At 60.8% G+C, this 18755-nt stretch carries 16 protein-coding genes; 6 read left to right on the top strand and 10 right to left on the bottom strand.

Annotation, left to right across the window (positions count from 1 at the left end; all coding sequences use genetic code 11):
• Positions 1 to 43 precede the first annotated feature (43 nt).
• Positions 44 to 646, bottom strand: coding sequence for a class GN sortase (locus MD273_RS00080; protein ID WP_239035746.1), 603 nt, complete (start codon positions 644 to 646; stop codon positions 44 to 46).
• Positions 643 to 2763 (bottom strand): marine proteobacterial sortase target protein, encoded by a 2121-nt coding sequence (locus MD273_RS00075; RefSeq protein WP_239035745.1) that lies wholly within the window; start codon positions 2761 to 2763, stop codon positions 643 to 645. The genes MD273_RS00080 and MD273_RS00075 overlap by 4 nt, the downstream gene beginning before the upstream one ends.
• A 187-nt stretch (positions 2764 to 2950) precedes the next feature.
• Here MD273_RS00075 and pdsR point away from each other — a divergent pair, with 187 nt between their 5' ends.
• Genes pdsR through MD273_RS00060 form a run of 3 tightly spaced genes read left to right on the top strand, consistent with a single transcriptional unit; the run spans position 2951 to position 7004 of the window.
• Positions 2951 to 3652 (top strand): proteobacterial dedicated sortase system response regulator, encoded by a 702-nt coding sequence (gene pdsR, locus MD273_RS00070; RefSeq protein WP_239037574.1) that lies wholly within the window; start codon positions 2951 to 2953, stop codon positions 3650 to 3652.
• 3 nt (positions 3653 to 3655) lie between these two features.
• Entirely contained in the window at positions 3656 to 5677 is a 2022-nt protein-coding gene (locus MD273_RS00065) for an ATP-binding protein (protein WP_239035744.1), read from the top strand.
• A 19-nt stretch (positions 5678 to 5696) separates the two neighbouring features.
• Positions 5697 to 7004, top strand: a complete 1308-nt coding sequence (locus MD273_RS00060; protein WP_239035743.1) for a DUF3422 family protein — start codon at positions 5697 to 5699, stop codon at positions 7002 to 7004.
• Positions 7005 to 7009: 5 nt separating this feature from the next.
• On the opposite strand, the gene MD273_RS00055 is transcribed toward MD273_RS00060, so the two are convergent.
• Entirely contained in the window at positions 7010 to 7789 is a 780-nt protein-coding gene (locus tag MD273_RS00055) for an ATP-binding protein (RefSeq protein ID WP_239035742.1), read from the bottom strand.
• Positions 7790 to 7873: 84 nt separating this feature from the next.
• On the opposite strand from MD273_RS00055, the gene MD273_RS00050 reads away from it, so the two are divergent.
• The 3 genes from MD273_RS00050 (at position 7874) to cysK (ending at position 9868) form a co-directional block, all read left to right on the top strand.
• Entirely contained in the window at positions 7874 to 8317 is a 444-nt protein-coding gene (locus MD273_RS00050) for a methylglyoxal synthase (protein ID WP_239035741.1), read from the top strand.
• Positions 8318 to 8385: 68 nt separating this feature from the next.
• Positions 8386 to 8823 (top strand): thioredoxin TrxC, encoded by a 438-nt coding sequence (gene trxC / locus MD273_RS00045; RefSeq protein WP_239035740.1) that lies wholly within the window; start codon positions 8386 to 8388, stop codon positions 8821 to 8823.
• A gap of 73 nt (positions 8824 to 8896) precedes the next feature.
• Positions 8897 to 9868 (top strand): cysteine synthase A, encoded by a 972-nt coding sequence (gene cysK, locus MD273_RS00040; RefSeq protein WP_239035739.1) that lies wholly within the window; start codon positions 8897 to 8899, stop codon positions 9866 to 9868.
• A 47-nt stretch (positions 9869 to 9915) separates the two neighbouring features.
• Here the strand turns inward: cysK and MD273_RS00035 are convergent, their stop codons facing one another.
• The 7 genes from MD273_RS00035 to MD273_RS00005 form a co-directional block, all read right to left on the bottom strand.
• Positions 9916 to 10494, bottom strand: a complete 579-nt coding sequence (locus MD273_RS00035) for an outer membrane beta-barrel protein (protein WP_239035738.1) — start codon at positions 10492 to 10494, stop codon at positions 9916 to 9918.
• Between the two features lie 199 nt (positions 10495 to 10693).
• Positions 10694 to 11971, bottom strand: a complete 1278-nt coding sequence (locus MD273_RS00030) for a glycerophosphodiester phosphodiesterase family protein (RefSeq protein ID WP_239035737.1) — start codon at positions 11969 to 11971, stop codon at positions 10694 to 10696.
• Between the two features lie 97 nt (positions 11972 to 12068).
• Positions 12069 to 12326 carry an HP1242/YdcH family protein gene (locus tag MD273_RS00025; protein ID WP_239035736.1) on the bottom strand — a complete coding sequence of 86 codons (258 nt, stop codon included), beginning with the start codon at positions 12324 to 12326 and terminating at the stop codon, positions 12069 to 12071.
• 209 nt (positions 12327 to 12535) lie between these two features.
• The gene (locus tag MD273_RS00020; protein ID WP_239035735.1) at positions 12536 to 13216 is read right to left on the bottom strand and encodes a hypothetical protein; all 681 of its coding nucleotides are present in this window, start codon (positions 13214 to 13216) and stop codon (positions 12536 to 12538) included.
• A 325-nt stretch (positions 13217 to 13541) separates the two neighbouring features.
• Entirely contained in the window at positions 13542 to 16961 is a 3420-nt protein-coding gene (locus MD273_RS00015; RefSeq protein ID WP_239035734.1) for a hypothetical protein, read from the bottom strand.
• A gap of 53 nt (positions 16962 to 17014) precedes the next feature.
• Positions 17015 to 17650, bottom strand: a complete 636-nt coding sequence (locus MD273_RS00010) for a DUF4123 domain-containing protein (RefSeq protein ID WP_239035733.1) — start codon at positions 17648 to 17650, stop codon at positions 17015 to 17017.
• A partial coding sequence (locus MD273_RS00005) for a type VI secretion system Vgr family protein (RefSeq protein ID WP_239035732.1) occupies positions 17613 to 18755 on the bottom strand: 1143 nt, incomplete at its 5' end. The genes MD273_RS00005 and MD273_RS00010, both read right to left, overlap by 38 nt.

The raw sequence follows: 18755 nt of genomic DNA, 5'->3' as shown, positions 1-18755 counted from the left end.
ACATCTCTGTTGCAGAAATCTGGCGCACAAGTGTACGCCAAGGTCATAGCCCTGCAACAGTATCAATTTGTTCCACCCGGTTAACCGGGGCCGGATCCTGACGCCGTGCCATCACCACATACCTCAGCGGTCCACCTGCCTCCAGTGCCTCGAACGGGTAACAGGTCACCAGCAAAAGCACATCCCGGGAGAGACGCTGGGTATCAATCTGCTCCCGGCGACTGTCCACTATCCGAAAGCTCTCAACCCGATAGTTCTGCCACTGACCATCCTGCCCCTGCAGTCGGATCTCGCTGCCCGCCTTCAGCTCATTCAGCTTCCGGAAGTGGGTATCCCGATGACCGGCAATGATGACAGGACCGTTATCCGATCCTGTACCAGCCACCCGTCCGGGCCCGAAGGCCAGGCTTTCGCCATGGGTTCCCTCCAGCACAATCATCGACCGGTCCAGGCCAGGCAGCGCCATCCTCGCCACCGGCCAGGTGTCTGCCCAGGGCCAGGGCCGGGTCTCGGTTCGCCGGGCCTGGCTCTCGGCCCAGGCAAGCGCCAACATCTCCTGCGCAACGACCGCCTTGACGGGAATCCACAGACCAAACACCAGCAGAGTCGCAGACGAACTGAGCAACAACAAAAGCAGCCGGTTCACAGCGCCACCCTCCCGCGCAGGAGCACCACCCCGGCGCTGAACATCAGTCCCACCAGCCCAAGGACAATCAGTAACGGTGACACAGTGGCGGTCTGGGGGTATCGCACCATTCCCGCTGAGGTTCCGGCCGGCAACAGGGTAGGCACACTGTCGGCGAGTAACGGACTATCCCCGGAACGCACCGGTGTACTGTCCACGGCGACAAAACTGGTGAATGGCGACAGCAGGTTATGGGCCATCGCAAGACGAATAATCCGCTCCTCGTCCGGCTGCTCACCGCCCACGCTGGCCCGGTCCAGCAAACCGTCAATCTTCGCCCGGGCCCAGCGCCGGTGCAGTCCAAGGCCCCCTGCAGACTGCCGGAGGTCCAGTCTGCGTTCCCAGCGTTTCCCATCCGGTGCAAGGCCGGCAACCGTGAGCTGGCCTTCGGCTGGCACACCACGGACGACCTGGATCAGAGGCTCGCCCAGGAACAGGTCTCCCGGTCGCTCGGGAAAGGCCTCCGCATTGGCACCAGGCCAATGCGCCTGTATGTCCGTCAGAACCGGGGCCTCCATCGCCGAGAAAAGTGCCTCCAACGGCGCCCCCAGGTCTGCCGGGTTGCTGATCGCGGTATAGCTACCCCGCCCCCATCGGGCGGCCTCCCGCATGAAGTGCATATTGGGGGCCGAGCCGATTCCGACCGTGAACAGGCGCTGATTGCCGAGCTCGCGCCGGATCTGACGGAACAGCGCCGCCTCATTCCCCACGGCACCGTCCGTGATGAACACCACCTGCCGGACACGTCCGGTCTGACGGCCATCCTCACGCGGATCGCCGCTTCCCAGCGCCATGGACAGGGCGGACGCCATCTCGGTGCCGCCCTCGGCCTGCAGCCGGCTGACGTAACGACGCGCACGAACGAGATTGTTGGCGCTGGCCGGCTCCGGTTGCATGAACAGGGCATGGGGCTGCGAATTGAACTGGATGATATTGAACCGGTCTTCAGGAGCGAGGGTATCCAGGCCGCGCCCCAAGGCCTGTCGGGCCTGGTGAATGGATTCGCCGGCCATGGACCCGGACGTATCGATGACGAACACCAGGTCCCTGGGCAGCTTCCGCCCGGGCGCGGCGCCGGGCACCACCATGGCCATCAGGTAATCCTCGCCCCCGAATTGCTCATGGAAAACCGCGGCTACCGGCGCCCGGCCCCGGACGGGCCGCCAGCGCAGCACAAAGTCCCGATTCATCAACACCGGCCCCTCCGACGGCGTCACCCGCATCACCTGGCCGTCTACCCGGGTCTCGAGGCCATGACTGGGACTGGTGACGTCCGCCAGCGGCAGGCCGGCATTCAGTGACACGCTGATACGGGCCCGGTGGCTGTCGGGAGCGACATCCGCCGGTTGGACCGTATACGGGCTGATGGCATCAGCATCCGGCACCTGCCTTGTCGCAACCGCCCAGCCGTCGTGCCAGCCCGAAACCTCACCCGTGGGCAGCAGTGGCCCGGGCATGTAGCGGGGCACCAGGGTGGTGGGCAGTCGAAGGGAGAACTGGCCATCCCGGTAATCCACTGGCTGCTGGTAGCGCAATTCCACGATGATGTCCTCGCCGGGGGGAATGTTGGCCACCCGGGAGGTAAACAGGTTCGGCCGTTGCTGCTCTACCATGGCCGCCTGCCGACCACTGTCCCGGGCCTTTCCGTAGTCCTCCCGGGCCAGCGCCCGCGGGCGCACTTCCCCCGTGATCGTCCGCTCGCCCACCGTCATGGTCAGGGCATGGACACTGGCCTTTTCCGGCAATGGAAACACAAAGCGGCCCTCACGCCAGTCGTCGCTGGTGTTGCGAAAACGACGAATGAGGCGGGTGTCGGCGATCAGACCACTGACGGTGACATCAAAGTCACTCTCAAGCACCAGGGCCGACTCCTGCCGGTTGCCCCGGCTATCGGTCAACTGCAGCAGCCCCGACTGGAGCTCATCGCCAACACTCGCCTCGACATACAGGGGCTGGACAAACAGTAACAACAGAAACGCCAGCCAGAGGGTGATACCCTCCATGAATCGCCGAAGCCTGATACGGTTTGCGATTTTTTCCGGCACTGGAAGTCTGAGCAGAGTGGTCGATAGCATCATCACAAGGTCCTTTCCTGATCAATTCCGTGGATGAACGCTATTTCACCACTCCGAAAGGTGAGGACCGTGGCAGAGTGCGACAATACGGCGGCGAATAATGATCAATTGTGGCAACCGCCCACTGGATCTTGTGCTGACCACTCGCCATGGTTAAATAGGACTTCACGCAGGCAAACGGTTGATGGCCATGAAGAAACACCTTGTTCTCATCGAAGACGAACCCGCGATCCGGGATAACTACCGGGCGGCCTTCGAGCGTCGTGGTTATCAGGTTTCAGCCTATGGCGACCGGGCATCGGCGTACCGTGTGATGCAACAGGACCTGCCCGATCTTGCCATTATTGATGTGGGTCTCGGAGACGAACCGGAAGGCGGCTTTCTGCTGTGCCAGGACCTCAGACGGCTCTCCATGACTCTCCCGATCATCTTTCTGACAGCCCGGGACAGCGATATCGACACGGTGCACGGTCTGCGGCTGGGCGCCGATGATTACGTCACCAAGGACATGAGCATTGATCATCTGCTGGCCCGGGTCACCGCGCTGTTGCGCAGGGCCGAGGCCTGGGCCGAGGCTTTACAGAAACCGGACGAGTTGCTCAGACGGGGCCGTCTGACCCTGAACGTGGACCGGATGACCGTGGCCTGGAACAACCAGCCCATTGACCTGACCGTCACCGAATTCTGGATGCTGCATTCACTGGTCCGGCATCCGGGCCACGTCCGCAGCCGGGATCAACTGATGGACGCGGCCAGCACGGTGCTTGACGACAACACCGTCACTTCGCACATCAAACGTATCCGCCGGAAATTCCTGCAGGTGGATGACCGGTTCGACGGCATCCAGACCGCCTACGGTATGGGCTATCGCTGGAATGCCCATGAGGTCTGACCCTTGAGCCTCAAGCGCCAGCTCCTTGTTGCCAGCCTGCTGATGCTGCTGATTCCCTGGGCGGGGCTGAAATTCGTGCTCGAACTGGATACGGCGCTGCGGGAACAGGCGATCCGACAACTGGACTCCCGCGCCGGCCAGCTCGCCGAGCTGGCCGGAGACCGGCTGCTGGGCGAGCCGGCCATCCCCGGCGACACGCCGGTCATCTATGTCGCACCCCTGACCCAGCCATTCACAGCAGACGGCTACGGTTCCGAATGGCCGGGCTATGATGACACCGTGGCATCCCAGCCCTGGCAGGACACCCGGATCGAAAACGGGCTGCAGCTCCAGTGGCAGGCAGCCAGCGACGGCCAATACCTTTATCTGCTGATCCGTCTAAGCGGGCGCCAATCCCGGTTTTTCAGCCCGGCGGCCTCGGGGCAACCCCACGATTACCTGAAACTCTGGCTGCAGGCACCGGCCACGGCGGTGGACCAGCAAACGGCCCGCCAGGCCTGGCTGATCCGGCCATCGGCACCCGGCGAACTCTACGGCCAGACCGACACCAAAGAGCCGCGCCCGGATTACCGCCTGAAAGGCGCATGGCAGGAACACGGTCGGGGCTGGCAGCTGGAGCTCCAGCTTCCGCAACCACCGGACAACAGCCGGCTGGGATTTGCCGCCTACCGGTATGAGGGAGCCACATTGGCAACCTCACTTGAGCCGTTGCCGATTCTGGTCGGCCGCCGCCCGGCGCTGGAACGTCGACTGCTGCAACAACTCGACCCGGGGCAGCAGGCCCGGATTGTCGAGCCGGCCGGCTGGGTGATTGCCGAAGCCCAAAAACGCGGCAGTGATGCCTCACCGGAATTCGACAGCCTCAGCCCCGTGCAAGTACTGGAACAAGTCAGTCTCAACGTCCTGCGTTACCTGATCCAGCTCTACCAGCCCGAGCCCGGCGTCCTCCCTGATCGGGCGCGCCAACTGGACACCAGCTCACTGCCGGAACAGGGGCTTTTCCGGCATCCGGATGACAGCCGGTGGCTGCTGGTCACCAAGCCGGTTTTCGGTGACCGGAGCCTCGTTCTGGAACAATCCCTTGATCAACTGCTGACGCTTTCGGGCTCCACCCTCGGCTCGGTGATCGCCCGCAGCACCCTGATCATTGTTGCCCTGACCCTGGTTCTGCTCGGTTACGCCAGCTGGCTGTCCTGGCGCATCGCCCGACTCCAGAGACTGGTCAGTAACACCGTGGACGAGGATGGCCGCATCACCGGCACCCTGCCCGCCTCCACCAACCGGGACGAGCTGGGGCAGCTGCAGGCCCATTTCGCCCAGATGGTGGAACGATTGCATGGCTACAACCGTTATCTCGAGAGTTTTTCCCGCCGACTGTCCCACGAGCTGAAAACACCGGTCGCCATCGTGCGCTCTTCGCTGGAGAACCTGGCCCACGCCGAATCCGAGGACGATCGCCAGCAGTACCTTGAACGCGCATCGGTCGCCACCGAACGCCTGCGCCAGATCCTCCACGGCATGAGCGAGGCGGCCCGACTGGAGCAAAGCTTCGACCAGGCCGACAAGGAACCCTTCGATCTGGCGGAAGTCGCGGCGCAGGCCACCGCTGCCTATCAGGCACTGGATAGCAGGCACGAGATCCGTTACACAGGCCCGGACCACGGCTGCCCCCTGACCGGATCACCGGAACATCTGGTGCAACTGCTGGACAAGCTGGTGGACAATGCCCGGGACTTCACGCCCGAGCAGGGCCTGATCGAAGTCTCGCTGGACCAGCAACCGGAGCACGTGGAGCTGTCGGTGTTCAATCAGGGCTCGGCCTTGCCGGAGACGGGTTCTGCTGACATCTTCGGTGCCTTCGTGTCCCATCGGGACGGTAACGGCGAGGGCCATCTGGGACAGGGTCTGCTGATCGTACGACTGATTGCCGAATACCATGGGGGGCGGGTAGAAGCAGCCAATGAAGCCCATGGTGGCATTGACGGAGTGCGTTTCCGGGTTATCATCCCGGTCAAGCCCAGATAAGCCCGGATTCGATTCTGCTGTGAGCACACGACTGGAACATCTCGACATCCATCCCCTGCGGGATGACCTGTACAACGAACTCCACTCGCGGCCCTTCCAGGTGCTGCCCACCCCGGCGAGGGTGACCCAGATGGCGATCCTGACCACCCCGGAGCAGCGCCGGGAACAGTTCCGCCACCTGCAGGAGCTCCACCGCCTGCTGGGCTATCCGGTCCCCGAGGAGGAAGTCGGCTGCTTCGAGCAGACCTTCGGCACCCTGAAGGTGCGTCGTGAGATGCACATGGAGTTCGCCTCCTACACCTTTACCAATCTGGCCGAAAGCAGTGCCGATCCGTTTACCGAAACCGGCATCACCCCGCTGCCGGCAGGCTGGCTGGAGCAGTTGTCGGGCACCGTGATTGCCGCTTTCCATGTAGACATTCGCCCGTCCTCCCACGATGCGGCCAGTGACCTGGCCTTCGTGCGCCAACATTTCGAAGGGTTGCGACTGGTGGGCAGCAGCCCCCAGGAAGGGGCCGCCAGGATCTGGGGAACCTTCAAGCTGCACAGTGACGGCTTTGGCCGCTTCATGGTCCAGAACCACCACATGTCCAACAGTCAGCTGGGGCGCCTCACCCAGCGCCTGATGGAAATCGAGACCTATCGGCTGATGTCGCTGCTGGCCCTGCCCGTGGCCCGGGAAATCACCCCGTCGCTGAATGACATGGACCAGAAACTGGCGGTGATCACCCAGGCTCTGGCCGACAACCAGGACGTGGACGAGCAGAGGCTGCTGGGTGAACTGAGCAACATCGCCGCCCGGATCGAGGCCTTCCGCGCCCATTCCACCTTCCGGTTCTCCGCCACCCGGGCCTACCACCGCCTGGTGCTGACCCGGCTGGAGGAGTTGCGGGAGGACGAGCTTTCCGGCCACCTGACGATGACGGAGTTCATGACCCGCCGGCTGACGCCGGCGGTGAAAACCTGCGAGGCGGTGAGCGAACGGGTGGAGGACCTGTCCCGGCGTGTGGACCGGGCCTCGGACATGATGCGCACCCGGGTGGAACTGGCCATCCAGAGCCAGAACCAGCAGCTGCTCAGCTCCATGGACCGCCGGTCACGCATCCAGCTGATGATGCAGCACACGGTGGAAGGCTTTTCCGTGGTGGCCATCTCCTACTACCTGATCGGCCTGCTGAAACTGGGGCTGGACGCGCTCTACGACAGTGGTGTGGTTTTCAACAAGACCCTGGTTCTGGGTATTGCCATACCGGTGGTCATGGCCCTGGTGTTCCTGGGCATCCGTCTCGTCCATCACCACTTCATCAAGATGGCCAGGCGCCAGTAGCCGCCTCAACGGAACCGGCGATCTCCGGCTACCTGCCGGAAAAACTGCTGGGCAGTCCGGCCGTTACGCACGCCTTTGCCGGTGGCAAAACGGATCGCCTCCAGGTGCAGGGCCTCCCGGTCCTGTACCTCGGGGAATAGGGCATCAATGGCCTGCAGGTAAACGTCCTTCGCGAACGGATAGAACGACAGCTGCAGGCCGAACCGGTCCGCCAGGGACACCTGCTCCTCGATCGCCTCCGCCGGATGCAGTTCGCCGTCCCGTACCTCGCTTTTGAGATTGTCGCTCATGAACTCCGGCATCAGGTGCCGGCGATTGGACGTGGCGTAGACCCGGACGTTTTCCGGCGGCAGCTCTAGAGAACCTTCCAGCACACTCTTCAGCGCCTTGTAACCGGATTCGCCGACATCGAAGCACAGGTCGTCACAGAAGATGACGAAGCGGAACGGCAAATCACAGATGTCATCGACGATCTCGGGCAGGTTCACCAGGTCGTCCTTGTCCACCTCGATCATACGCAGCCCCTGATCCCGATAGCGGTTCAACAGGGCCTTGATCAACGACGACTTGCCGGTGCCCCGGGAACCCCAGAGCAGTGCATTGTTGGAGGGCTCACCGGCCAGGAAGCGCTCGGTATTGCGGGCCAGGCCCTGCTTCTGCCGGTCGATGCCTTTGAGATCGTCCCAGCTGATCGGGTCCAGTCGCCGTATCGCTCGCAGACCCGAGCGGTGGCGGCGCCAGGTCGCCGCCGGAGTGTGTTGCCAGTCAAACTGCGTGGTGCTCATAAACCTTCTTTCCTATTTCGTAGTCAGTCAGGCTGTGGAACACTGACTGCCGACCTTGATCCATAACAGGAGACTTTACCGCAAATGGCCGTAAAATCCGTCGCTCTCGTGGCGCACGACAACAAGAAAAAGGAACTGGTGGAATGGGCCAACGAGAACCGGACCCGGCTCGCCCCCCTTCGCCTCTACGCCACCGGCACCACCGGCCGGCTATTACGGGAAAGTCTCGGGCGGGACGATCTCAACTGCCTGCTGAGCGGCCCGCTGGGCGGGGACCAGCAGATCGGTGCCAAGATAGCCGAAGGCGAGATTGACCTGTTGGTGTTTTTCTGGGATCCACTGGAACCCCAACCCCATGACCCGGACATCAAGGCCCTGCTGCGCATTGCCGCGCTCTGGAACATCCCGGTCGCCTGTAACCGCGCCACCGCAGAGTTCGTGCTGACCTCGGCCTACATGACCGATGACCAGCACCAGTCGCAAAAACCGGATTTTTCCGACTACACCGGCCGGGAGGTCAATCACTGACCCGGGGCTTGAATTCCGGCATCGGGGCTACTATCTGGTAATCAGACCCATTCCCCGAGGAGTTCCCGATGTCTGATCCACTCCAGATCAAGTGCCCCCATTGCCTGAGAACCAACCGCGTACCGGCAGCCAGACTGGGTGACAAGCCCAATTGTGGAGCCTGTAAGAAAGCGTTGCTGGGTGGCGATGTGGCCAACCTGGACGATATCTCCATGGCCAGTTTTACCGGCCAGTCCGACCTGCCCGTACTCGTCGATTTCTGGGCCAGCTGGTGTGGTCCATGCAAAGCCATGGCACCGGAGTTCGAACAGGCCGCCCGCAACTGGGCGGGCCAGGTTGCCTTCGCCAAGCTCAACACCGAACAGGCCCCGCAGGCGTCAAGTCAGCATGGTATCCGCAGCATCCCCACCCTGATCCTGTTCCGGGGTGGTCGCGAGATCGCCCGCAAGAGCGGCGCCATGCCCGCCGCCCAGCTTTCTGCCTGGCTCAAGAGCGAACTGGGCTGAAAAAGGATGGTCAGCCCCGGCCCCACGGGCAGCGATCCGGTGCTATGATGGCCTCAAAAAGGAGGAAAAAGCCATGGCACGAATCTACGAGGACAATTCCCTGTCGATTGGCAACACGCCGCTCGTCAAACTCAACCGCGTCAGTGACGGCGCCACCATCTGGGCCAAGATCGAGGGGCGCAACCCCGCCTACTCGGTAAAATGCCGGATCGGCGCTGCCATGATCTGGGACGCAGAGAAACGGGGCACGCTGAAACCCGGCATGACCATTGTCGAGCCCACCAGCGGTAACACCGGCATCGCACTGGCTTTCGTGGCGGCCGCCCGTGGCTACAAGCTAATCCTGACCATGCCGGCCTCCATGAGTCTGGAACGCCGCAAGGTGCTCAAGGCCCTGGGCGCCGAACTGGTGCTCACCGAACCGGCCAAGGGCATGCCCGGTGCCATCGCCAAGGCCGAGGAAATCTTTGCCTCTGATCCGGACAATCACTTCCTTCCCCAGCAATTCCAGAATCCGGCCAACCCCCGCATTCACGAGGACACCACCGGCCCGGAAATCTGGAACGACACCGACGGCGAAGTGGACATCTTCGTGGCCGGCGTGGGCACCGGCGGCACCCTGACGGGGGTCTCGCGCTATATCAAGGAAACCCGGGGCAAGAAGATCCTTTCGGTGGCCGTCGAACCGACTGACTCTCCGATCATTACCCAGACTCTGAACGGAGAGGAGCCCAAGCCGGCTCCCCACAAGATCCAGGGCATCGGCGCCGGCTTCGTGCCCAAGAACCTGGATCTGGATCTGGTAGATCAGGTGGAAGCGGTATCCAACGAAGAAGCCATGGACATGGCCCACCGGCTGATGCAGGAAGAAGGCATTCTGTGCGGGATTTCCTGCGGCGCTGCCGTGGTCGCCGCGATTCGCGTCAGCAAGCAACCGGAACACCGGGGCAAGAACATCGTGGTGGTGTTGCCGGATTCGGCAGAGCGGTACTTGTCCTCCGCGCTGTTTGCCGACCGGTTCGGTGAACTGGAGAACGTGCAGTAACAGACGAGACAGGGCGCAGCCGTTCCCTGGCCGCGCCCTGAAACCCGTTAGAACTGGTACTTGAGGCCAACCCGGCCGGTATCGAACTCCGGACCGTCATTGGTGACCTGGCCGTTGAAATCGTCCTCGTCCACATCAACGTTATAGCGGTTGTATTCGGCGAACGCCGTTAACTGTGGCGTAACCCGGAAATCCACGCCAGCGCCGACAAATGGGCTGACTTCATCGTAGGTCTCGCTCTCGTCAAACGCATCGACATCCAGTGCGGAGACGAACGCACCGGCCTTGCCGTAGACCCCGAAGCTGTCCGTCAGCGGCAACCGCCCGACCGCACTGAGCCCGGCGCCCTTAAGCTTGGCATCCACATCATCTTCGCCGAAGTTGCCGAAATCGATGTACTCCGCCTCAAGGGCAAAGAAGGGCGTAAACTGGTAGCCCAGCGCAACACCCAGCAGGTCGTTCTCATCCTCGAACTCACCGCCGTGGGACTTGTAACCACCGTAACTACCACTGATGTACGGTCCGGCAGGATCACGGCTGACACTCTCCTGGGCCCAGACCGCGGGGGCCGTGGCAACCGCTGCAGTCAGAACCGTGGCATACGCAAAACGTGCTTTATAGCTCATAGCGCGTCTCCCTTTGTGGTTGATTTCCTTTCGCCTTGACCGACAATCGCCTCGGGTAATTCGCGATTGCTTGGAACCACCGTATCGGGATTTGACGCTGCGGGGGGTTAAAACCGGACTAAGATTTATTCACCTTCCATCCATGGGATTCGCTGGCGTAATACACACTCGCCAGCGAACGCTTTTTCCGGCATGGGTTCTAATGCCTGTTTGCCAGTCCCATACAATTGGCATAAAACGTTGTTGTTGCGGGCCAGTCGGAGAAGATACCGATCACACCGACATCACGGGCCAGCACGTCAATCACCGTCATCATGTCGCCGTCATTGTTGATGGCATCCGAAACGGTCTGATAGTACCAGCCACCGCCGCTTGCCAACGGGCCACTGCGCTCCACTGTCCAGGCAATCATATCCAGTCCGGCAGCACTGGCATTCTCGGCATAGTCGGACGGGACAATTTGCCGGTGCCCATCCAGGCTCAGCATTTTCCAGAGTGCCGGTGCGAGAATATTAACGCCCATGGCCTTGAGGCTTTCCATATGGGCCAGAGAGCTGGTCTCCGGCGCAATGGGGGACTGGTCGAGGAACACCGCCTGTGCGCCGAAGAGAGGTGTGTGATTCACCCAATAAAGGACATCCTCAAGCAGGAAAGACTGCGGCCAGACCCGGTCCGGCCTTACCCCCGCCTCTTCATACTCACGAATCAGCTGACGGGCATAATCTTCCTGGGTGTAATCACCCTCAAACGGCATTTCCACCACAGGTGTCTTCAGCTCGGGAGCGAACTTCACCCCTAACGCCTTGAACAGCTCGATGCTCTCGCGATGAGACAATAACTGCCCCCGGCTGGCATACAGGTCCGTGCGCCAGTCCGCCGTGCCCCGCACATACTCTTCCGGTGTTGTTGCCATGGGGTCGTACGCATCCATCTTGCCCTTGAGGCTCTTGAATTCAGCCAGGGTGATATCGCTGGTCCGGCATTCTGCCCTGGCCGGCGTGCCGGTGACCGGGTCCGCGGGTACAAACGGCTGTGTGCACTTGGCATTCAGCTCGGGAACGGTGACGATGTTGGTGGTGGTGTGCAGATCATTCTGGGCGTGACGGCAAACCAGTTGGCGATCCCGGGTGAACGCGACATCGCACTCAACGATCCCCGCCCCCATCCTGGCGGCGGCAACATAGGATTCCACTGTATGCTCCGGAAACTGCAATGGCGCACCGCGGTGGCCGATGGAAAAATCCGTTCGTTTCATGTTCCGGATATCGCAGGCTTCCAGCCGATCCTTGAGTGGCCCCTCGTCCATGTCTGCCACCAGCCACTGGGGGCGCGGCCCAAGCTCGATGGTTTCGGGCGATTCCTTCCATTGCCCCAACCCCGGCGGCACCCAGGACTCAGACTGCCCCCCGGGCGACGCCTGAGTCTGGAACAACATCAACACGCCTGCCAGCAGGCCGGCATAAGTGCGCATCTTCATAACCAACTCCTTGTGACATGAATGGTACAGCAAGCCCAGTCTTCACAAGGAGCGTTACGTGCGGATGATGTTTTTTTGACCGATCAGAGACCGGAAATCAGCTGGCCAGTGATGCCTCGTACTCGCGAATCATCGAGTAAAGCTGATCCTTCAAATGCAGACGCTGTTTCTTCCTGTCCTCGAGGTATTCATCCGACGTGCTTTCCGCACCGCTTTCGATCCGATGAATCTCGTGGTCCAGCTCGTGATAGTCATCAAACAGCTTGGCAAAGTGCGAACTGCCTGTCTTGAGCATGTGGATGGCTTCGCGGGATTCGGGTAATTCGCGCACCAGGTCGTGTTTTTCGAGGGACATGTTTGGCTCCTGCCACAGGGAAATAATATTCTCATGATCAGTCTAGGAAACCCGGTACCGTGTCATCTTGACGTCGGTCAACATCGCCGTGTTGGAGCGTCACCGGGCTCGTTCTTTGTCCGAGAAGCCTGTGCCAATCCGGTCCCCGCGGCCATCGGGCAGCTCAATCCGCGTTGAGCCCAGCCGCAGGCACCGCATTACAACCGATCTCACACCATGGCACCGGCATTCAGGTTCGGCACGCTGTCCTGCATTCGGTCCCGTAGCTGATGCCACGGGAATTCCCGTATGGCATCGAGATGGGCCGGATAGCCTTCCCGCTCCCACCATTCCAGATCCAGCGCGGCCCAGTAATCTGCCGGGCGGCCCCGTTTGCCCGCGGCATCGTACTCGGCGGTGGTGGGATCAAGGTGCCGATACGGCTCGAGAGCTGGTATGTCTGGCAGCGGCTGACTCACATCCATATAACGTTGCAGCTCGTCCCAATGGGCATAGAGTTCGTGCTTGAGGGTCGAGTGAACCGACGCCACCGCCGTCTGCCAGCCACTGTAGCGGTGGCGAAGCTGCAGCTTGCAACTGGTGGGGCCTTTGGGATTCACGTGAAAGGAGATGTAGGGATCGAACTCGATAAAGGGCGCCTCAAAGGTTTCCTCCCGCCAGGTGCGGAACCGAACCATTCCGGTCGGGCGGAAAAAGCCGCAGCCCAGGTCCTTGACGATGAAGTCGGGGTGGCGTTCGAGGAACCAGGTGAAGGGGTAGCGGAAGAAGAGGTGAAGACAGACTATGGCAATTATTGGAAATGTGGCGTGAGTGAGCGCAGCCACAATCCCGGCCTGAATCGCTACAGCGAAGAAAGTGGCAATGGCACAGAACATCCAGAAACGAAACATAAATTGGTCTGCAAATCCACCCGCGAACATCAATAAAAGCTGCCACCGGGTTTTGATAAAGTCCGCAGGCATGACTCGATGAGTCCATTTGGGACCCGCCACATGCTTCGCCCCATTACCCTTGGATCTTTTCTGGTAAATCCTGACCGAGCCAGGTTTCAAGTGGATATCCAGCCCAGCGTAATGCCCCCAAGGCAGACGCTCTATAAAATCCCCTCCTTCCAACGCCTTGGAAAAACCGCCTGGATCTTCTAGTGGTTTCTGCTTCGGAATTGCACCGGATCGGAAAGCCTCATCGCCATACTCAACAGGTTGATGCGGCGAATTAATCTTGCCATTCGACATCCAGGTCCTCCATGGTATGAATCACTTTCCGAGTTGTGTATTTCTGTGTTTCTCGATGCCAGACATCCACACTGAAAGTAAGCGACAAACGCTTCACGCTATAGCGGGTAGTTAGCCGCTCATAACGCCCGTCGGGGCTCAAAGCCGACAACTGGGTGCCCGCGATAAGGAAGTCAATAGCCTGACGATCGGGGTCGTAGCGCTCTTCAATTCCCCGGCCAATTCGACCAGAACGGGTAGCCAGCGTCTCGGTTTGCCAGCCACCCGCCGGATTAGGGCCAAGGATTCGATACAGTTTCTGCTCAAAGACGATATCCAGTTCAATGTCGGCGGGCTCACCGGTGATCGCCAGGGCGGGACTGGCAAAGCTCAGGACACTCTGTGCATGGCCCTCCCATGCACTTAGTCCATGCCCATTCAGCCATTCGGACATGCGTTCGTTCTCAATCCTTCGAAGCGCCACAGGGGTCATCGCTTTGATGAGATCGATATAGGCGGTGCCTTCATCCTCGAGCGTCTCATCCCTATTTTCCGGGTCGCCCGAAAAGGGGCCTACCCGGAGCCATTGGCTGACGGCATCATCCTTGAGTCGATAGTAGACAGCTTCGCCCACGACATAGATGGCAAAGCCCAAGGCCGTAACATAACCAGACGCTACCGTGCCTCCCCAACTTCCAGCGACTGGCATCAAGCGCCCCAGTGCGGTTTGAACCGCTTTTACCGATGGTCGCTCAACAACGCGTCGGCCGGCCGGAGTTAATATCCGGGCTGCAATAATATCCGCGCTAGTCGACGTAGCCACACCAGCGGCCTGGACTAACTGTGCCATTCCAGTTCCCCAGCGGCGGTTTAAAGTCGAATTCACAGCGTCACTCAGGATCAATGCCGTGGTGAACATACCGGCCAACCAGCCGCCCGCTTCAACCCGACTACGCACAACAGAATTGGCAAAACGGTCGTTCGAACCAAATTGCTCTGCAAGACTGGTGAACCATCTAGCTTCCCTTTTCCATTTTGCGACTTCGAATTCAAGCCTCTGGGATTTATTTGGCAACAAAGCAATCAGTTGTGCAGCACTTACTCCCAGATCGGAAGCAGCACTGAGAAAGCCCATTACATTCCGGGAATTCGGCGCGTCCAGTGCGTCAAATGCCACCGCAAAATTCCACAAATCAAACATCACCAGAATCCCCGGCAACCCCACCGGGCTGGTGGTGCTCTGGTGCAGCCAGTGCCGCACTCTCTGGTCCTTGACCGCGCCATCAAAAGCATCGGCCTCCGCCAGCCTCAGGGACGCACCCACGGCGGCACCAGAGGTCAGGGTTTGACCACTTTCATCCACAACCTCAAGCACCACAAAAGCCCGGCCCTCTTCCGCACCCTCCAGCTGAACCCGGGTGCGGCCCGGAATTGCCGCCTGTGCAAACCCTTCGAAGGCACCCCGGATCCGGGTGACCTCTGCAGAAAATGTGGCCCCTTTCTGCTGGAGTTCTTGCTGGACCGTGCTTAGCCACCACTGGGCGATGCCGCCAGCGATACCGGAGAAGGCATTGGCTGCTGATTTCGTCCCGGCAAGAATGGCCGTGGTCTCCGGCGCCCGACTCTCCAGCTGATGATCATGAATTTCCCGGACAACGTTAGCTTCCAGCACCCGTAAAGCCTGGCCTCGATCATCCAGGGCAGCAACCATCGCCTCCAGGGTTTCGGCAGTCGCGTTGCCCACCACACATGCCTGGGTGTTATTGGTGAATGGGAGCAACATCGCTCCTAACGGGTGCTCTCCGGAAGCGATACTGAGCGCCAGTACCTCAGCTTTCTGTCCTGCTTCTTGAGCCTCCTGGGGTAACAGCAACGGGTCAATGCGATCCGCCGGAAGAGACAGCACCTGAAGGAGGGGCAATGCCTGGTAGAAACCGGCCACGGCATTGCCGGACTCCAGTGCAAACAGGTCACGGATAACCGCGGTCAGATTCTCCGGATGCTCATTCTCCAGCAGGCGGACAAGCGCCGTCTGTGCCTCCTTCACAAACTCGCGGATCGCTTTGCGTTCGACGTCATACATGGTCCGACGGAGCCGGCCGTCCTCGCTGTCATCCAGCCGGTTATCGAACCAGCCACCGTCGATATAGAGCGGATTCTCGCGGCCGTCGGGCAGCACGCTGCGCCGGAAGTTGTTGTGGAACAGCTCGGCGGTGACACCAAAGGGGCGTTTCTTGACGTTATCCACCAGGGCCAGCAACAGCGCGAGGGAGCCATTGATCTGACTCACAAGATGACGTGCAGCCTGTAGAGGATCCCGTAAATGAAGGGTCAGAAGGTGACGATTCCGGAGGGATTCCAACGCGTCAGCACCTTCAGCGATTTCAGGCAAGGCGATGCCCCGGAGATGGTCATGGCGCCATTTCGGGAACAGGGTCGGAGTGTCAATAAAATAATCAACATCGACACTCGCTTCATCCGACTCGATGGCATCTCGTTGCACCACCAGTGCCTCCCGAGCCGCTGCGGTTTCCCGGCCTTCCACATCTCGCAACCAGTGGCCAGGGCAGGTGTGATCGCGTTCAATCACACTCTCCCTCGCGCGCATGGGCGGCAGGTCATCGAGCCGGCACCAATCGCTTCCCGGATGCCCCGGATAGCGTTTGAGGAATGCCCGGACGGCCCGGGCATCCCGGCATCGGTGATCACGAAGTGAACGATCCTCCTCAAGGGCGAGGACGTATTTCCACGACCACTGCGTTTCGCTGAACGCCAGTTGCACCTCATCCTGAACATCACGTCCAAGCAGGCGCGCGGGTATGTGGATGACGTCGATCTCCGGCCCGACCGGCGCCCGATGGTTCGTCCCCTCGAGATCACTCTCCCGGATCGATGCGAGATCAGTGTCGCGCATGACCGGTGCCCCATCAGGTACCGTCATGACGGAAAGCTCCCGCCACAGTCGGCCATGGAAAAACACGTAGATCCAGCCGCTGCGCATGGGCGCGGGGGTAGCCTCAGCAAAACCGCTAACGGGCCGGGGCCGTGTCAGCTCGCCGGCATCGCAGAACAGGGTTGGATGAACGGCAACCATCAGGTTGTCCTGGTACTGCCGTTGAGGAGGCCTCAAAGTCAGGGGGCCAATTTCATCATCTTCAATCACCGGAATAACGACCTTTTCCCGGTCACCCCGGAGTTCGAGCACAAGTGACCGCTTTCCGGCTGCTTCCAGATGACCCGCGAGGATGGGGCCCATTCGACCGCTGCGATCGGCGCAGGGCTCCATGGGAATCACGTTTACCTGCTCATCGGGCCGCTCCTGCAGGCAATAGTGATGGCCCGCCAGGGAGTGTTCTCCGGCCAGTTCAAGCCAGAAGGTCCGGGAGGGTGTACAGGGTGGTGCCTTGATGGCTGACATCATTGAAATTCCTTTTCTTCAGGCCCGCACTATCCTGAGCAGGCCGATCCTGACAATTATCCGGGAAGGCCGCGCACCGAGCCCAGAAGCCGTTCGAAGGAAGCATCCTGTGTATGACCGAGGCCACGAAAATCAGTGCTGGTACCTATCGTACCCGACCATTCGGTGACGCCTTCCCGATCAATACTCCACATCAGCAAATCACCTTTTCCAATCAGGCTGACGAGCTCTTCCGGCCGATGCTCAGCCAGCATCGCAAGAAAGCGGTTGTCGTAGGGGCGAAGGAAGCACGGCCCATACTGATCCAACTGAACCAGCAGACTTTGTCGGAAACCGGCCAGTGCCGTACCCGATTCCCGGTCGGACACGAGTACCAGCACGGCTTCATCCGCCGCCCATCTGCCAGCGGCGTCCTGCGCCAAAGCGCTGTCGAGAGTGGTGTCCACCACAATGGGGCCGGCGTCTCTGTCCTGTTCAAAAGGCGTTTGGTCAAACAGCCATAGCCAGTCCGGATCATCATCCAGGGTATAAATCTGGCGGAGCACCTCACCTTCTTCATAGCGGGCGGCGTCGATGATCAGCAGACAGCGGTGGTCCGAGGTAATGCCTTGCCACTCAAGGATATGCTGGAAACCCGGGGTCGCCTCATACATGTCAGGTACAGGGGCAGTTGCGGACATCACATGTGCCATCAAGCTTCTTCTGACAGAGTTGCTGCACAGGTGCCCGTTCCGATGCGGCCATCAGCAGCGCAGTCCTGTGGCTGGACGAGGGCGTCGCATCCGATCGCTGACTGACATTGGCACGCTGAGCAGGCGCCACGCTGACGCCATCATCGGTAACACGTCCCGGCAATGCCGGCACTCTCACCTGCTGCCCGCTGCCTTTACCCGCTGAGCCACCGGCATTCATCCTGATGCTCGCGCCCCCCAGGGCAACGCCAGCGGGATCGATCTTTACAAAGCTGCCCCCGGCTTTGAGCGTGATCTCAGCACCGGCCTCGATCACAGCTTTCTGACCGGCTTTGATGTGCACTTCCGTGCCGGATTCGGTGAGCCATGCACTCCCGGCTTTCAGGTGCAGGGTGCCAGAGACACTGAAACTGTGGTCTTTGCCCGTCTGTTCACGCTTTTCACCGTCCACGGTGTGATGGCCGCTGCCTTTGGTGTGGCTGAGGAGATCCTTCTCCACGGTCAGGTGACTGTCGTTGCGGATGACTTCGGTTCGGTTGTGCCCGGTGAGCAGGTCCAGGTCCTTCTGGGCATGGAGGTAGATCTGTTCCTGGTCGGCTTCGTCCTCAAAGCGCAGTTCGTTGCTGCCCTCGCCCTTGTGGGTGCTGGTTTTCAGGGTGGTGCGGGTCTTGTGCGCCGGCAACTCGTACGGTGGCTGATGGGTCGCGTGGTAGGTGCGTCCGGTGATGATGGGCTGGTCCGGGTCGCCGTCGAGGAAGCTCACGATGACCTCGTGGCCGATCCGGGGCAACGCCATAAAGCCATACTGGCCGCCGGCCCAGCCCTGGCTGACGCGGAGCCAGGCGCTGCTGTGTTCGTTGTTGCTTGCACTCGCCACCGCGCCTGGCCGCAGGTGCCGATCCCAGGGAAAACGGACTTTCACCCGACCGTGCGCATCGCAGTGGATTTCCTCGCCTTCCGGTCCGGTGACGATGGCGATCTGGGGGCCATCCATCAAAGGTTTGTGTGTGGTTGTTGGTCTCCAGGTCCGGTCGGCCGGCACCACGTTGAAGAAGTTGTGGTAGGTGGTCGGTTCACTCCCGCCCTCCTCTTCCAGGGCCTGGGG

Origin of the sequence: Marinobacter sp. C7, from assembly GCF_022343555.1 — a bacterium.
In the GTDB taxonomy this organism is placed as follows: domain Bacteria; phylum Pseudomonadota; class Gammaproteobacteria; order Pseudomonadales; family Oleiphilaceae; genus Marinobacter.
The sequence above is the reverse complement of the archived record's forward strand: the minus strand, read 5'-3'. Positions and strand labels throughout refer to the sequence as shown.

Coding starts and splice junctions, on each gene's coding strand:
- MD273_RS00075 (WP_239035745.1), bottom strand. CDS start 2,763: ATGATGCTATCGACCACTCTGCTCAGACTTCCAGTGCCGGAAAAAATC.
- pdsR (WP_239037574.1), top strand. CDS start 2,951: ATGAAGAAACACCTTGTTCTCATCGAAGACGAACCCGCGATCCGGGAT.
- MD273_RS00055 (WP_239035742.1), bottom strand. CDS start 7,789: ATGAGCACCACGCAGTTTGACTGGCAACACACTCCGGCGGCGACCTGG.
- MD273_RS00050 (WP_239035741.1), top strand. CDS start 7,874: ATGGCCGTAAAATCCGTCGCTCTCGTGGCGCACGACAACAAGAAAAAG.
- trxC (WP_239035740.1), top strand. CDS start 8,386: ATGTCTGATCCACTCCAGATCAAGTGCCCCCATTGCCTGAGAACCAAC.
- cysK (WP_239035739.1), top strand. CDS start 8,897: ATGGCACGAATCTACGAGGACAATTCCCTGTCGATTGGCAACACGCCG.
- MD273_RS00035 (WP_239035738.1), bottom strand. CDS start 10,494: ATGAGCTATAAAGCACGTTTTGCGTATGCCACGGTTCTGACTGCAGCG.
- MD273_RS00030 (WP_239035737.1), bottom strand. CDS start 11,971: ATGAAGATGCGCACTTATGCCGGCCTGCTGGCAGGCGTGTTGATGTTG.
- MD273_RS00025 (WP_239035736.1), bottom strand. CDS start 12,326: ATGTCCCTCGAAAAACACGACCTGGTGCGCGAATTACCCGAATCCCGC.
- MD273_RS00020 (WP_239035735.1), bottom strand. CDS start 13,216: ATGTTTCGTTTCTGGATGTTCTGTGCCATTGCCACTTTCTTCGCTGTA.
- MD273_RS00015 (WP_239035734.1), bottom strand. CDS start 16,961: ATGATGTCAGCCATCAAGGCACCACCCTGTACACCCTCCCGGACCTTC.
- MD273_RS00010 (WP_239035733.1), bottom strand. CDS start 17,650: ATGGCACATGTGATGTCCGCAACTGCCCCTGTACCTGACATGTATGAG.